The sequence below is a fragment of the Sphingobacterium sp. DR205 genome, assembly GCF_011064245.1.
GTDB lineage: Bacteria > Bacteroidota > Bacteroidia > Sphingobacteriales > Sphingobacteriaceae > Sphingobacterium > Sphingobacterium athyrii.
Genome location: NZ_CP049333.1, coordinates 2364792 through 2379854 on the forward strand (window position 1 = coordinate 2364792; position 15063 = coordinate 2379854).

Below are 15063 nucleotides of genomic sequence, written 5' to 3' on the forward strand. Positions count from 1 at the left end.
CATTAAAAATGAGAAAGATAAAAACTTCGCCCATTCTGTTGACGGTTTCGGTGTCTAGGCTAAGGCATATTCAAACAATGTGTCAATATCTTTTGCAGCTCATTTTCTTTGTTGACAAAATAATCGCTCACTTCTAATGTTGCATTGGTGCTTAAATTGTAGATGCATACGGGAACATAGTTTGGCTGAGCAGAAGTCTCAAAAGTTTTAAAATAGTCCGCGCTTTCCTGGAAAGTTGAAAACTCTTTGGATTCACAATGTTGTGTTTCCTCATTATATGCGATGGTTATAAAATTCTTTTTCATTGTACGCTCCTTTATCAGGAATAACGAAAAGTAAACGACAATAGTTTTAAAAATTCATCGCTTTTTATTTTTAAACGCTGATATGGCTTGCATCCACCTCTTTTCCAAAGAATATTTTTGCTTTGGTTTCAAAATCCCTGGGGTCATCCGTAGTGTAGAAGGCCAATTGACTGTTTTTGGAACAGCAGGCCTCTATTTCGACATGTCGGTGCAGGTAATCCTGTAGGCTGTTGGCAACAATAGGTCCCTGGGAAATAATATTGACATTTTTGGGGACATATTTTTCGATGACAGGCAATAGTAGGGGATAGTGTGTACACGCTAAAACAATGGTGTCAATTTGATCACATTGCTGTAATAGCTCATGGATATCCTTTTGAACAAAATAGTGTGCTCCTTCCGTGTTAATTTCGTTGTTTTCGACCAAAGGAACCCAAAAAGGACAGTCGTGTTGAAATACTTCAATTTCCGGATTGAATTTATGGACCTCTATTTTATAGGATTCTGATTTTACAGTTCCTGTTGTGGCAAGGATACCGATTTTATTTGTTTTCGTATAATTATGGATGATTTCTGTTGTTGGCCTGATGACACCAAGAACTTTTTTTCCCGGTGGAAGATCGTTTTGCTGAATCGTTCGTAACGCCTTCGCCGAAGCAGTATTACAGGCTAAAATAACGAGATTACAGCCTAGATCAAATAGTTTAAATACACATTGTTTGGTATAGGCATACACGGTCTCAAACGAACGCGTACCGTAGGGGACACGTGCATTGTCGCCTAAATAGATATAGTCATATTGGGGCAAAAGCTGTTGAATTTCCCTGAATACCGACAGGCCTCCATAGCCGGAGTCGAAAATTCCAATAGGACCAGAAGTTAATGTATTATCCATAACGCAATGCTATAAGTTACATCCACCTATAACATTGCGTTATAAGATTCAGTTTTACTGAAGCAAAGATGGTTTCTCTTTATATATTTTCCAAATTAATTCGCCAAATAATGTATTGGTCCAGGCAAACCAATGTCTGGTGAATTTTTTTGGATCGTTTTTATGGAAGGATTCATGCATAAATCCTGTTCCGCCGTGTGTACTCACTAACGTTTTGATACAGTTACGGATCTCCTCATCATTTGTCGACGTCTGTGCGCGCATAATAATGGACATCGGCCAAATCATGTCACGACCGATGTGGGGACCGCCAATGCCTTCGGCTGCAGTACCTTTAAAGAAGAATGGGTTCTTGTCAGACAGAACAAAATTACGTGTGCGCTGATAGACTTCATCATGGATGTCGACGGCGCCTAAATAAGGCAGAGCCAATAAACTTGGGATATTGGCGTCATCCATCATTAAGTGACTTGAATAGCCGTCTACTTCAAAAGCATAGATCTTTCCCAGTGTTGGGTGATCGATAATTCCATATTTATTTACGGCTGCTTCTACTTCATTGGCGAGTGCTTCCATTTTTGATGCAAGTGCCTGTTCGTTTTTAACCTTTTTAAGAATTTCAGCAGCTTGTCTCAAGCTAACAACCGCAAATAAGTTGGAAGGAATCAAAAACGAGAAAATAGTTGAATCATCCGAAGGTCTAAAGCTCGAACAGATCAAACCCACGGGGTTGACGGGATAACCATAGCCATCAACCTGTAAGGTGTCGGATCCTCTGGAGGTTGTCCGTTCAAATTTATAAGGTCCTAAATTATCTTTACGTTGCTGTTCAACAAAAGTCTGATAAATTTTATGTTGAGCTTCCAACCATTCTTCATTAAATGGGCTGCTGTCATTTGTTTCTTTCCAATAATGATAAGCCAGTCGAATCGGATAACATAGCGAGTCGATTTCCCACTTCCTTTCATGAATTCCGGGTTTCATGCTGGTATGGTCACTAAACCATTCTCCCTTTTTAGTTGGATCATTGTAAAAAGCATTGGCATATGGATCGATGTTAATGCATTTGCTCTGTTTTTGAATTAAACCAACGATGAGATCCTGTAATTTTTTATCTTTTTTCATGAAAGGAAGATAGGGCCATACCTGAGCACTACTGTCACGAAGCCACATGGCGTCAATATCTCCCGTGATGACGTAGGTATAGTTTCTTCCATTCTGAACATAAGGGAATACTGTGGTGTCCAATGTGTTCGGAAAACAATTGTTAAATAACCAAGCTAACTCCTTATTTTTTGTGTTTTTTTGAAATTCTGCGATTGCATCTTCGACTACTTTACTGGAAAAAAGTCGTTTTTCTTTAGGCGTACGCACGGCAGGAAAAGAATGTTCCTGAGCAAAAGAAAATTTGCTTGCAAATGCACCTGCTGTCAATAAGGTTGCGTTTTGGATAAATGTTCTGCGTTTCATGCTTATTAGGGCTGATTTTTTGTTATACAAGGTTATTTACTAAGATGCAAGATATAAATATTTTTGAATATAACGAACAGCAAATACGATTTAGCATTATAATATTGACTTCGAATGTGAATAAAGTCATTTTTATTCGGTTAATTTGCAGTTAGGAATGCATTTTGCTAGAAGAAATAATCTTTGAAATAATTTTATGGGGCTTAATATATCAAAAAAAAGTAATTTACTTCGAATTGTGCTGGCTGGCATCGGGGTAAGTGCCTCCTTTGCAGGGTTTGGGCAAATTAAAAGTCAGCCGTATTCGTATCATTTCTATCAGAAAATGAACGACGTTGTGTATTCAACGGAGACGAGAATGCACACAACAGCTAAACCATTTGTCATCAAGGATTCTTTGTTACTGGCCAAATTTGACTCGATACAATCCAATAAACCGGTTTCTTCGTCAAATTGGTTCATGCGGAAGATCTTTAATGAACATTTGGTTCAAGTAGAAAAAGACGATTACACGTTCTATGCCGACTTTTTGCCGGATATGTATATCGGAAAAGATATGCAGGGTGACAAACGTCGGACATGGATGAACGGAAGGGGATTTCAGGTAGGACTGAATGTGGGGAATAAATTCACATTTAACTCATCTGCATTTGAAAGCCAGGCGGTTTTTCCAAAATATCTGGATGATTATATTGTGGCTAATAAAGTAATTCCCGGTCAGGGAAATACCAAATTTCAGTCGAAAAATAAAATGGACTGGATGTATGCGACCGCAAGCATGACCTACGATGCGCACAAGTATATCCAAGCGACCATCGCTTACGACAAGAATTTTATTGGTGATGGTTATCGTTCGATGTTGCTTTCTGACTTTTCATCTAATTATGCGCATCTGAAACTGACCGGTACGATCGGGAATGTACAGTATACTTCCATCTGGGCCTATATGAATGATCCAACGCATCCGAGACAAGATATCAGTGGGACCTACCCTATGGAAGGGCAAAATAACAGACGTTTGGGCGATGGAAAAAAATGGGGAGCCTTTCAATACCTGGATTGGAATGTGACCAATAAATTATCCGTTGGTTTCTTTCAGTCTGTCGTTTGGGCAGCACAAGATGAGGGTGGAAAAAGAGGATTTGACTTCAGTTATTTGAGTCCGATTATCTTTATACGTCCTGTCGAGAGCAATAACCGCACATCGCCGGATAAAATGTTTTTAGGGGCTACTTCAAAATATAAATTGCCTTATAACTTGACTGTTTATGGTCAGTTTCTATTGGGCGAATTTACGGCTAAGGAATTTTTTGCGGGCAACGGTTATGCACATAACAAATGGGGAGCGCAGTTGGGGCTAAGAGGCTACGACATGTTTGGTGTCAAAAACCTAAACTTCCTAGCGGAGTACAATACAGCTAGGCCTTATACCTATGCACACTTTAAATCCTATTCCAACTACAGCAACAATGCCGAACCATTGGCGCATCCAAAAGGTGCTAACTTCAGGGAATTGGTCGGTCTGGTAAACTACGCTTGGGACAGATGGGACTTTTCATTGCAGGGGATGTATACACAAAATGGACTGGATCTGCCTGACGGAAGCAATATGGGAGGGAATATCTTTCAATCGTATACCACCATTCCAAATATGTATGGAAACCATATTGCGCAAGGGATCAAAAATAATATCTATTATGCCGATGCGAAAGCAGCATATGTACTCAATCCCAAATATAATCTTCGGCTAGAATTAGGCTATATGCAACGTTATGCCAAAGCACAGTACGAGACGCCTGTCGTGAATAAATCAGGGGTGTTTACATTTGGACTTCGTTCGAGTTTCAGAGCAATCTATAACGATTTATAGGAAGTTTTTATATATTTGAAGCACATTATTGAGCTTATGAAAACATCATGATTATTCAAGCCTTATATGGAATGTATAATTATGATGTTTCTTGTTTAATAAAACTGTTTCATAGCCTTTGAGGTCTCTGCTACAGTTACCAAAGGTAGCCGGTATGGATCGAATCGCTAATATTGTCTAAATTATTAAATACGGATGAAAAAAATCCTTGTGTTAAATGGCCCAAATTTAAATCTATTGGGTGTTAGGGAAAAGTCAATCTATGGAAGTCAGGATTTCCTGAGTTATTTCGAGGAATTGAAAAAACGCTTTTCAACGATTCAACTGGAATATTTTCAGAGCAATTCCGAAGGGATATTAATTGATAAAATTCATGAGGTTGGCTTTGAGTACGATGGAATTGTAATGAATGCTGGCGCATATACGCATACCTCTGTTGCTATTGGTGATGCTATTGCCGCTGTTCAGACACCAGTCATTGAAGTTCACATCAGTAATGTGTATCAACGGGAGGAATTTCGTCATCATTCTTTCTTGGCCAAAAATTGCAGGGGAGTGATTTGTGGTTTCGGATTGGATAGTTACCGGCTTGGCATCGAAGCGCTGTTAGTTTAAAAACTTATCGGTAAAAGCTTAGTTTGGTTCTCATCAGCAATGCTGCAGGTATCATGTAACGCATTGAAAAGTGTCGTGGCTACTTCTGAAAAATGGTATTTTAGTGAAATCAGGATGCGAAGCGTAATTTATTTATAAAAAGAAAAGCGGGAATTCCCGCTTTTCTTTTTATAAAGGTATATTATGCAATAAGATTTCTTATTTCTATTTCATCTGCTTTGATCTGCGCTTTCATTTCCTCCAGTGAGTCAAAACGTTCATCGTGGCGGATAAAGTGAAGGAATTTGACGCGTAGTGTTTTGCCATAAATATCCTGATCAAAGTCAAATAGACTGATTTCAATCGCACGATTCATTCCGTCAACAGTAGGCCTTGTACCAATATATCCCATACCCTTAGCGATTGAAACAGGATTCTCTTCTTTATACTCGCCTGTAGTGATATTTTGGATATGATTGTATATATAGACCTCAACGGCATAGATACCGTAGGCAGGAATGAGTTTATGAGGTTCATGCACCTGTAGATTGGCTGTCGGAAATCCAATGGTACGCCCGATTTGATCCCCTCGGATCACAGTTCCTGTCAATTCAAAAGGATAACCTAAATACAGGTTGGCCGTTTTGATATCACCTTTAATGAGTGCTTCACGGACACGGGTGGAAGAGACGGCAATATCATTGATATCCTGTTCTGGGATTTCGTCCACACTATAATCAAATATCGAAGCAAATTGTTCCAAGTCTCCTAAGGAACCTTTGCGGTCTTTTCCAAAATGATGGTCATATCCGATAACAATCTTTTTGGTGCCCAATTTTCCTACAAGCACATTGCTGATATATTCTTCAGGAGTCTGATTGGAAAAATCACGGGAGAAGGGGATAATGATCAAATGGTCAATACCCACTTTGCTTAATTGGCTCACTTTCTCTTCAATATCATTTATTAGCCGTAAGCTATCATCATCTGGATTAATAATTAACCGGGGATGAGGAAAAAAAGTAAGCAATATGGTTTCGCCGTTAATCTTTTGTGCAGCCTCCTTTAAGTGGACTAATATTTTTTGGTGGCCGATATGAACACCGTCAAAAGTACCAATGGTAACGACTGCATTTTCAACGGGAGTGAAATCTTCTAAACTTCTGTAGATTTTCATTTATAGGATTTTTTGCAAAAATAAGATAAAGAATCAATAAAAAGTGCCGATAGGGTTATTTAATGATTTCTTTATGACGTTTTATTTCGGCGATAAGCTGTTCGAGGTTCCAAGCGTTTTCGACACGATAATCACCACTTTTGGTTCGTCTTAATGAACTTAAATGTGATCCACTCTGTAATACTTTTCCAAAGTCGTACGCCAAGGATCGGATATATGTACCCTTTGAACAGGAAATACGAAAATATATGTTGGGAAGTTCAATCTTCTCAATTTCAAAGCTATTGATCCGTACCTGCCGGGATTTTATTTCGACATCTTCACCGCGGCGTGCTTTTTCATAAACACGTTCCCCATTGATCTTTATGGCAGAGTGTGCTGGAGGAAATTGTTGGATATCACCCACAAATGATTTTGCAGCATCCAATATCATTTGTTCGTTAATATGTGTGATCGGGAATGTCTCGTCAATTTCGGTTTCCAGGTCGTAGGAAGGGGTAGTGCCTCCTAGTGTAATTGTACCTGTATATTCTTTGTCTTCAGCCTGATAGCTGTCGATCTTTTTTGTTAATTTACCGGTGCAGACAATCAATAATCCTGTTGCCAAAGGATCCAGTGTGCCTGCATGGCCAACTTTTAATTTTAATGGTTTTAGTGAGTTCCTGACTTTACCTACAACGTCGAAACTTGTCCATGTCAAAGGTTTATCAATCAACAACATTTCGCCTTCAGCAAAATTAAACTCTGCTGAGTTTTCACCAACCTCTCTGTTTTCCATGAAAAAATTTTAGATAATTTGTAAACTATGACCCGAAAGCAGTAATACCAGTATAATAACGCCAATCACTATTCTGTACCACCCAAAGGCCTTAAATCCATGCTTTGTTAAAAATCCAATAAATGATTTGATGGCAATAATTGCCACAACAAAGCCGATGAGGTTACCAACAATAAGCAGGTTGAGTTCTTCACTTGTAAATGTATTTCCTTCTTTGAAAAACTTCAGGAGTTTAACCGCTGATGCACCAAACATCATTGGTAAAGCTAGGAAAAATGAAAACTCCGCTGCCGCTTTACGTGTTAATTTTTCGGCCATACCACCGATAATGGTACTTGCAGATCGAGATGTGCCCGGAATCAAAGCCAAACATTGGTATACACCGATCATAAAAGCCTGTTTATAGGAAATTTCGTCCGAATCTTCAACAGTAGGTTTATTAAACCACTTGTCTACAAAAAGAAGCACAACACCACCAACGACCAGCATAATGGCAACCATCAAGGGGCTTTCTAAAAGTGAATCGATGAAATCATTGAAGAGTAATCCCAGCACCGAGGCTGGAATAGCTGCAATCACCAGTTTGTAATAGAATGAAAGCGATTTAAAAAACCTTTTATAATATAAAACGAGAACCGATAAAATCGTTCCCAATTGAATGACAATCGTAAATAATTTAACAAAGGCAGAGGGTTGAATACCCATCAGAGCGGTTGCGATAATCATATGACCTGTAGAGGAGACAGGCAAAAACTCCGTTAATCCTTCGATGATAGCGAGGATGATAGCTTCAATAATAGACATCTGTTTTTAATAAGATTATTCTTCAGTTTTCGTTGTTTTGGGACGATATAGGATCGCAACAAAGCCTAAGGCAAAGCCAAGGACAACAACAATAGGGGCTAACGTAATTTTGGTAAAACTATAAATATCAGTTTCACCTGACATCAGGGCAAAGCCGATGACAACAATGATCAGACTAGCTATAAAAAGCTGATAATTTAATTTGGAAAATACGAAAGAACCTTTATTCACAGATTCTGTAGATTTCTTAATTTGAGCCATTTTTATCTATATAAATCGTTAGATTGAGCTTTTAAATATTTCGTCACAGCAAAGTAGGTGCTGAGGCCTGAGATTAAAATTCCGATGAAGATAACCCCTAAAAAGATAACGGCAAATTCAAACCAGTTGCGCAGAAATACCAATTCAGGTATCTGTTGTTGCGCAAATTTGAGCGTCAATATCAACAATAAAATCGCGATCAGTGAACCAAGCAATCCATGAATAATACCATAAGTGATAAAAGGTTTGCGAATAAAGTTCTTGGTCGCACCGATTAACTGCATGCTTTTAATTAAGAAACGCTGCGAGTATATGGCCAGACGTATTGTATTGTTGATTAAGGCAACGGCAATAATCAAGAGAATAACAGCGAAGGCTAAAACAATCATACCGATGATACGTACATTTTTATTGACCATATCAATTAACGATTCTTGATAAACCACCTCTTTTATTCTATTATTTTTAGAGATTTTTTCAATGAATGTCTTGATACTGTCTGTATTGGCGTAATTTTCCTTCATATAGACATCCAGAGAAGGTAATAATGGATTATGCCCAAGATATTGCACAAAATCTTCACCGAGATCTTCTTTCAAGTTTTTCGCAGCGATTTCTTTGCTGATGTATACTGAACGAAGCACATAAGGATCTTTTTCAAGATCTTTTTGTAAGGAGAGCACGTCACCCTCACTGGTGCCATCGTTTACAATGACATTCAGGACAATGTTTTCTTTAACGTACTTTGAAAGATTTTTAGCGTGCACCAATAATAAGCCCAACATACCTGTCACCAAGAGCACCAGCGCGATGCTGATCACTGTGGAAACATAGACAGACTTTGTTTTTCTTTTTTGTGTGCTTAATTCGTATTCTGACATAATAAGCAAAAATTTATTTGCGAAAGTAACTAATTGAGCGGAAGATTTCGAATTTATCTTGTAATTACTTTGATAAAAATCAATTCGAATTTTGTTTTCTACCTATGTTTAAATAACTTTTCAATACTAGAATTTATTGTTCAAACTACAAAACTTTTATCACATTTCAGTATTAAAATCGTAATTTCGCAAGTCATAAAAATTCCTTACGAACAAAAATGGAGTATAATCACAAATCATTAGAGAAAAAGTGGCAAAAGTTTTGGGCGGATCATCAAACCTATAAAACATCAGATGCACACCAGAAGCCAAAATACTATGTGTTGGATATGTTTCCTTATCCATCTGGGGCGGGACTACATGTTGGTCATCCTCTGGGATACATTGCTTCGGACATCTTTTCAAGATATAAACGATTAAAAGGCTTCAATGTACTACACCCAATGGGGTATGATTCCTTTGGACTTCCTGCAGAACAATATGCGATTCAAACGGGTCAACACCCTGCTGTTACAACCGAAGCAAATATCAATCGTTACCGCGAGCAGATGGATAACATCGGTTTCTCTTATGACTGGAGTAGAGAAGTCCGTACTTCTGAACCTGAATATTATAAATGGACGCAGTGGATTTTTATGAAATCATTCGATTCTTGGTATAATAAAGAAACGGATAAAGCGGAATCCATTGATACATTGATTGCGAAATTTTCTACAAACGGTTCTACAGCTGTTCAGGCAGTCTCTGACGAAGATGTATTAGCATTCACTGCAGAGGAATGGAAATCTTTTGATGAAGAAACACAACAGCGTGAGCTGTTAAAATATCGCATTGCTTATTTGCGCGAGAGTACGGTGAATTGGTGTGCTGCCTTAGGAACAGTATTGGCCAATGATGAGGTGATCAATGGTGTTTCTGAACGCGGCGGTTACCCGGTTGAACAAAAGAAAATGATGCAGTGGTCTATGCGCATTACGGCGTATGCTGATCGCCTATTGAAAGGTCTGGATACCATTGATTGGCCAGAGCCGTTGGTAGAAATGCAACGTAACTGGATTGGTAAATCTGTCGGCGCTTCGGTGAAATTCCCCGTTCCGCAGCTGGATACCGCGATAGAAGTTTTCACAACACGTGTAGATACCATTTTTGGTGTTTCATTTGTTGTTTTAGCACCTGAACATGAATTGGTCGCATCGTTGACGACAGCCGAACAAAAAGCTGAAGTTGAAGCTTATATTGAGAAAACATCAAAAAAATCCGAATTGGATCGTATGGCTGATACCAAAACAGTGTCGGGTGCTTTCACAGGTGCTTATGCCAAACATCCTATTTCAGGTCGGGATGTTCAGATCTGGATTGCGGATTACGTGCTTGCCGGATATGGTACAGGAGCTGTAATGGCTGTGCCAAGTGGTGATCAACGTGACTATGTTTTTGCCAAACATTTTAATTTAGAAATTATTCCGATTTCGGATACACAGCAGATTGAAGAAGAAGCTGATCCAAATAAGGATGGAAAATATATCAATTCGGACTTTATCAATGGTATGACCTATCAGGAGGCTGTACCTACGCTGATCACTAGGCTGGAAGAATTGAAATTGGGTAAGGCGAAAATCAACTTCCGTATGCGTGATGCCATTTTTGGACGTCAGCGTTATTGGGGCGAACCTGTACCTGTTTATTTTAAAAATGGTCTTCCGTACCTTATTAAAGAAGAAGAACTACCCTTATTGTTACCTGAGGTTGATAAGTACTTGCCGACAGAGTCCGGAGAACCTCCTTTAGGACGTGCGAAGGACTGGAAATATGAAGATCAGTATGAATATGAGTTGAGTACAATGCCGGGTTGGGCAGGCTCTTCATGGTATTGGTTCAGGTACATGGATCCAAAGAATGAAGATAGCTTTGCTTCAAAGGAAGCTGTTGATTACTGGAAAGCCGTTGATTTATACATTGGTGGGTCAGAGCATGCGACAGGTCACTTGTTGTATTCACGTTTTTGGAATAAGTTTTTAAAAGATCTTGGCTATCATAATGAAGAAGAGCCTTTCCGAAAACTGATCAATCAGGGGATGATTCAGGGACGTTCAAATTTTGTTTACCGTGTACTCGATGAAGAGGGCAGAGGAACCAATCAATTTGTGTCCTATGGCTTGAGAAATGATTACAATACAATTCCTTTGCACGTGGATGTCAATATTGTGTCGAATGATGTTTTGGATCTGGAAAAATTCAAAAACTTCAGACCTGATTTTGCGAATGCTGAATTTGTATTGGAAAATGGCAAATATATCTGTGGCAGTGAGGTGGAGAAAATGTCCAAGTCGAAATTCAATGTCGTTAATCCAGATGATATCATTGAGACTTACGGCGCTGATACCTTACGTCTTTACGAAATGTTTTTGGGACCACTGGAACAGGCTAAGCCTTGGAACACCAATGGTATCGAAGGTGTTTACAAGTTTTTAAAGAAAGTATGGCGCCTGTTTCACGATGCCGAAGGTAATTTTAATGTATCGGATGAAGAGCCTTCAAAGGCCGAGTTTAAAGCTTTACATAAGATTATTAAGAAAGTGGAAGATGATATCGAGCGTTTTTCGTTCAATACCTCTGTTTCGGCCTTTATGATCTGTGTGAATGAATTGACCGATTTGAAATGCAATAAACGCCAGATATTGGAGCAACTTGTTATCGTTCTTCAATCTTATGCACCACATATTACGGAGGAATTGTGGAATTTATTGGGGCATGAGGCAGGTACGCTTTCTCAGGCAACTTATCCTACATTTAAACCAGAATATCTAGTCGAGTCTGAATTTGCATATCCGGTCTCTTTCAATGGTAAGATGAAGTTCAATCTATCACTCGCATTGGATTTGGATCAACAAACCGTTGAAGAAACGATCAAGGCACATGCAGATGTGCAAAGGCATCTGGACGGCAAGCCTATTAAAAAGATCATTTTTGTAAAAGGAAAAATAATCAATATTGTAGCTTAGTCCAAACTGCTATCAAGAATAAAAGCCATTTTGTCCCAGTGATAAAATGGCTTTTTTAGGCTAATACGTCCTGAAAGGCAATTGTTTTATCAAAAATTGATTTAGCGTATGGGCAATTTGGAATAATCTTGGCCTCGTTTTTCCGGGCATAATCCACTGCTTCAAGAACGAGTTTTTTACCGACACTCATCCCTTTATATTCGTCATATACCTCGGTGTGGTCTATGGAGAACTCGTTCTCAGTCTGCCATGTATACTCTAAAATCCCAGCCTCATTATTATCCACCTCGGCGATGAAATTACCTCTGTCATCTCTTTCGATATTTTTTACTTCCATAGTGTTTTTTTCAAAATAACGTCCAAAAGATATTTTTGTTTTATTAAAGTTTTCAATTTTTACTTCGCCAAGTATACAATATGCAGCTATCTATGAGCCTTCTCATTTTTTGAATTTAGGTGAGACGGCGACCGAATGCTGTATATGGACTGTCGTTTTGATACTAAACGGCGTTGCCAAATTTAAATATAAAAGAATTGTGTCTGTACGCTGGCCTCTGCTGAATATATTAAAGGAACAAAAAATGAACATCTTTTCCTTCGTGATCTTAGGAGAATTAGGTGATCGACTATCTGATTTCTCCTATTTTTTTTGTACCTTTGCAATTATCTCCTTAGAACACCTCGCATTTTTATCTTTTTCACCAAAGCTCTAAAGGTCCGAAACCTCCTCGGGAACATTTTATTTTAATCCATATTGAATGAGCAAAAGCCAAATTACATTTAACAAAAAAGAACGAGAAAAAAAGAAACTACTCAAAAAACAGCAAAAAATTGAGAAAAAAGAATTCAATAAAACAAACAACGACAAAGGAAAATCTTTGGAAGAATTGTTTGCTTATGTTGATGAACACGGGAATATCTCAGACAGACCTGCGATAAAATTGAAAGAAGGAGAGAGTCCAAGCATGACTTCAAACCATCATGACGAGTACTCTTTCGGAAAAGTTGTCCATTACAACGCAGAGTCCAATTATGGATTCATTAGAGACAATGACACCCAGCAATCTATCTATTTCAATGACCGTCTTGTCGGACAAAAATTGAACTTGAATCAGAAAGTGAAGTTTAAATTCAAAAGTGCTAAACAAGGCGCTCAGGTCACTGAGGTTTTGATTGAGTACTAGTAAACGAAGGTTCCGCTTGTGCTAAAAGCGTTGAATTATAAAGCCCTCAAGCACTTCTTAGTAGCCAGAAACTATGTGGAAGCCAAGCGAGGGCTTATTTTTTGTTATTACCTGACAGAATAGCCTTTGGAGCAGCCTACTCCTTAAATTTTAATCCCTTTTCCATTAAAGCCTGACCTAACAAAGGTAAGGAAGTCTTTCCAAGACCATGGAGCTTCAGTAGGTCCTTCTCCGAATACTGAGCCAGTTTTTCAAGTTGATCTATGCCATGGTTTAAAAGTGCATTTCTAGCGGGGCTACCCAAAAGAGCTAGAAAACCATCTTTAGGTTTCTTTTCCTTTTCGCATATTGGGCATGTTGGGCAGTCTGTAATCTTATAGAAGCTGTGCCCATTAGTACATATTCTTCTGGTTTTGATTCTCGTCATGTTGCCTATATCTGCTAATTAATTACAATATCAACATTATTCTTCGATTATAGTTTATGCTTTTGCTATTTTAATGTCTGTTTTTCAATAAGATATTCTGGGCGATTTTGAGCGAAAATTTTTCAGAACGTATATTCTATTTTGTTCCAGAATGTGTTTTTATCGGCTCTGATTTAATTTTGGCTACAAACCAAATGATTGGTTCCATCGGAACTTTTTTTGATGTAACGGGGCTGATGAAACAAAAAGTAAAATAGCCCTCCGGTGAAATAGGCAAGAACATCATAAAGATCAGCTGTGTTATAATCCGTATAGTAGGGCATTACCCACTCAAAAACTAGCGATACAATAGCGGCTATAAACCAGATTTGATACAGCGGATAGCCATGTGGATTACCATTGTTAAATAGATAACTTCCCACAACAGATGAGACGTGAACAATGATGGGAACAAAGACAAAATCCGTAAGCCAGCTGTTTAAATATGGAATCGGAAAATGGCAGTGCCGTGTAAATCGGATAAAGAACCAGCACAACCAGTAGAAAATAAATATATTGTCAAAAAGTGCCTTTCCTAATGTGCAAAGGAAACGGCGATCAACATCGCTATTGCTCCGCATGCCATCAAAGTTAAAAACATAAAAAAAGCTGTCTGTTTGCCGAATTTTTTCCATGAACTATCGTTAGGATGAATCGGAATGAGTGTCTGTTTTAAGTCGAAGTATTGATTTTTCAGCCAGTTTCCTTTCTTTTTATCTTTCATATGATCTTAATTTTATCATTCATGACACAAAATTAGAACAATTGTTCTAATTTTGTGTCATGAATACGAAAGAAAAAATTATCGAGGCAGCATTAAGTCTATATAACCGCGAAGGGATACGTACGGTAACCACACGTCAGATTGCTCAGGAAATGGGGATCAGTGCCGGAAATCTTCATTATCATTTTAAACATACAGAAGATATTATCTTTACTGTTTTCGGGCAACTCCAACGTGATTACGATGAAATGGTGGTTTTATTTGATAAGAAAGATCTTGTGCTTCGGGAGCTATTGCGGGAGTTTACGGACGGATCTTATAGATTGATCAACAAATACAGATTCATTTTTGTCAATTTTGTTGAGGTATGTGCGTGGATCCCTGCAATTGGTGAGTCTTACAGGGATCTTGTCATGCGTCGTGAGGAGCAGTTTGTCTCCCTCTTCAGGTACTACGCTGAGTTAGGGATGTTCCGGCAGGACATACCGATAGCTATACTGAAGGGTTTTATACGTCAGATTTTTATTATATCAGATTTCTGGTATTCGAGTTTTGCAGTACTGGGAGGCCGGTGTCAATCGGATGCGCTGGAAGACTATCGACAAACGATAGAAGTTGCTTTCTATCCATACCTGACCTAATTCCGGTTCTT

At 38.5% G+C, this 15063-nt stretch carries 17 protein-coding genes; 5 read left to right on the forward strand and 12 right to left on the reverse strand.

Features of this window, described 5'->3' with window-relative positions:
• Nucleotides 1-59 precede the first annotated feature (59 nt).
• The 3 genes from G6053_RS09960 to G6053_RS09970 all read right to left on the reverse strand — a co-directional run bounded on the left by G6053_RS09960 (nucleotide 60) and on the right by G6053_RS09970 (nucleotide 2670).
• On the reverse strand, nucleotides 60-305 hold the full coding sequence (locus G6053_RS09960; RefSeq protein ID WP_108632247.1) for a hypothetical protein: 246 nt from the start codon (nucleotides 303-305) through the stop codon (nucleotides 60-62).
• Nucleotides 306-375: 70 nt separating this feature from the next.
• Nucleotides 376-1200 (reverse strand): glutamate racemase, encoded by an 825-nt coding sequence (murI, locus tag G6053_RS09965; protein WP_165306337.1) that lies wholly within the window; start codon nucleotides 1198-1200, stop codon nucleotides 376-378.
• Nucleotides 1201-1254: 54 nt separating this feature from the next.
• Entirely contained in the window at nucleotides 1255-2670 is a 1416-nt protein-coding gene (locus G6053_RS09970) for a glycoside hydrolase family 125 protein (protein WP_108632245.1), read from the reverse strand.
• A gap of 196 nt (nucleotides 2671-2866) precedes the next feature.
• Between G6053_RS09970 and G6053_RS09975 the strand changes: the two genes are divergently transcribed.
• Together G6053_RS09975 and aroQ are read left to right on the forward strand one after the other, a co-directional pair.
• A complete protein-coding gene (locus G6053_RS09975; protein WP_241254972.1) occupies nucleotides 2867-4540 on the forward strand; it encodes a gliding motility protein RemB in 1674 nt (557 codons plus the stop codon).
• A 195-nt stretch (nucleotides 4541-4735) separates the two neighbouring features.
• Nucleotides 4736-5155: a type II 3-dehydroquinate dehydratase gene (gene aroQ / locus G6053_RS09980; protein ID WP_165306338.1), complete on the forward strand. Its 420-nt coding sequence runs from the start codon at nucleotides 4736-4738 to the stop codon at nucleotides 5153-5155.
• Nucleotides 5156-5336: 181 nt separating this feature from the next.
• On the opposite strand, the gene G6053_RS09985 is transcribed toward aroQ, so the two are convergent.
• From G6053_RS09985 to G6053_RS10005, 5 genes are read right to left on the reverse strand one after another with little or no spacing between them, the layout of a single operon-like run.
• Nucleotides 5337-6311, reverse strand: coding sequence for a bifunctional riboflavin kinase/FAD synthetase (locus tag G6053_RS09985; RefSeq protein ID WP_108632243.1), 975 nt, complete (start codon nucleotides 6309-6311; stop codon nucleotides 5337-5339).
• 55 nt (nucleotides 6312-6366) lie between these two features.
• Entirely contained in the window at nucleotides 6367-7089 is a 723-nt protein-coding gene (gene truB, locus G6053_RS09990; RefSeq protein WP_165306339.1) for a tRNA pseudouridine(55) synthase TruB, read from the reverse strand.
• Nucleotides 7090-7098: 9 nt separating this feature from the next.
• Nucleotides 7099-7893, reverse strand: coding sequence for an undecaprenyl-diphosphate phosphatase (locus G6053_RS09995; protein ID WP_165306340.1), 795 nt, complete (start codon nucleotides 7891-7893; stop codon nucleotides 7099-7101).
• 15 nt (nucleotides 7894-7908) lie between these two features.
• Nucleotides 7909-8154 carry a DUF3098 domain-containing protein gene (locus G6053_RS10000; RefSeq protein WP_104382545.1) on the reverse strand — a complete coding sequence of 82 codons (246 nt, stop codon included), beginning with the start codon at nucleotides 8152-8154 and terminating at the stop codon, nucleotides 7909-7911.
• A 2-nt stretch (nucleotides 8155-8156) separates the two neighbouring features.
• Complete coding sequence (locus tag G6053_RS10005; protein WP_108632240.1) at nucleotides 8157-9035, reverse strand: permease-like cell division protein FtsX; 879 nt, start codon at nucleotides 9033-9035, stop codon at nucleotides 8157-8159.
• Nucleotides 9036-9253: 218 nt separating this feature from the next.
• Here G6053_RS10005 and leuS point away from each other — a divergent pair, with 218 nt between their 5' ends.
• A complete protein-coding gene (leuS, locus tag G6053_RS10010; RefSeq protein ID WP_165306341.1) occupies nucleotides 9254-12037 on the forward strand; it encodes a leucine--tRNA ligase in 2784 nt (927 codons plus the stop codon).
• Between the two features lie 55 nt (nucleotides 12038-12092).
• Here leuS and G6053_RS10015 read toward each other — a convergent pair whose 3' ends face one another.
• Nucleotides 12093-12374: a GNAT family N-acetyltransferase gene (locus G6053_RS10015; protein ID WP_108632238.1), complete on the reverse strand. Its 282-nt coding sequence runs from the start codon at nucleotides 12372-12374 to the stop codon at nucleotides 12093-12095.
• Nucleotides 12375-12795: 421 nt separating this feature from the next.
• Between G6053_RS10015 and G6053_RS10020 the strand changes: the two genes are divergently transcribed.
• Nucleotides 12796-13221 (forward strand): cold shock domain-containing protein, encoded by a 426-nt coding sequence (locus tag G6053_RS10020; RefSeq protein ID WP_108632237.1) that lies wholly within the window; start codon nucleotides 12796-12798, stop codon nucleotides 13219-13221.
• Nucleotides 13222-13357: 136 nt separating this feature from the next.
• Here G6053_RS10020 and G6053_RS10025 read toward each other — a convergent pair whose 3' ends face one another.
• From G6053_RS10025 to G6053_RS10035, 3 genes are all read right to left on the reverse strand, one after another.
• Entirely contained in the window at nucleotides 13358-13648 is a 291-nt protein-coding gene (locus G6053_RS10025) for an RNA polymerase alpha subunit C-terminal domain-containing protein (RefSeq protein ID WP_165306342.1), read from the reverse strand.
• A 173-nt stretch (nucleotides 13649-13821) separates the two neighbouring features.
• Complete coding sequence (locus G6053_RS10030; protein WP_165306343.1) at nucleotides 13822-14268, reverse strand: hypothetical protein; 447 nt, start codon at nucleotides 14266-14268, stop codon at nucleotides 13822-13824.
• The gene (locus G6053_RS10035; RefSeq protein ID WP_108632234.1) at nucleotides 14223-14411 is read right to left on the reverse strand and encodes a hypothetical protein; all 189 of its coding nucleotides are present in this window, start codon (nucleotides 14409-14411) and stop codon (nucleotides 14223-14225) included. Before G6053_RS10035 ends, G6053_RS10030 begins: the two co-directional genes overlap by 46 nt.
• 59 nt (nucleotides 14412-14470) lie before the next feature.
• Here G6053_RS10035 and G6053_RS10040 point away from each other — a divergent pair, with 59 nt between their 5' ends.
• Nucleotides 14471-15052 carry a TetR/AcrR family transcriptional regulator gene (locus tag G6053_RS10040; protein WP_165306344.1) on the forward strand — a complete coding sequence of 194 codons (582 nt, stop codon included), beginning with the start codon at nucleotides 14471-14473 and terminating at the stop codon, nucleotides 15050-15052.
• Nucleotides 15053-15063: the final 11 nt, after the last annotated feature.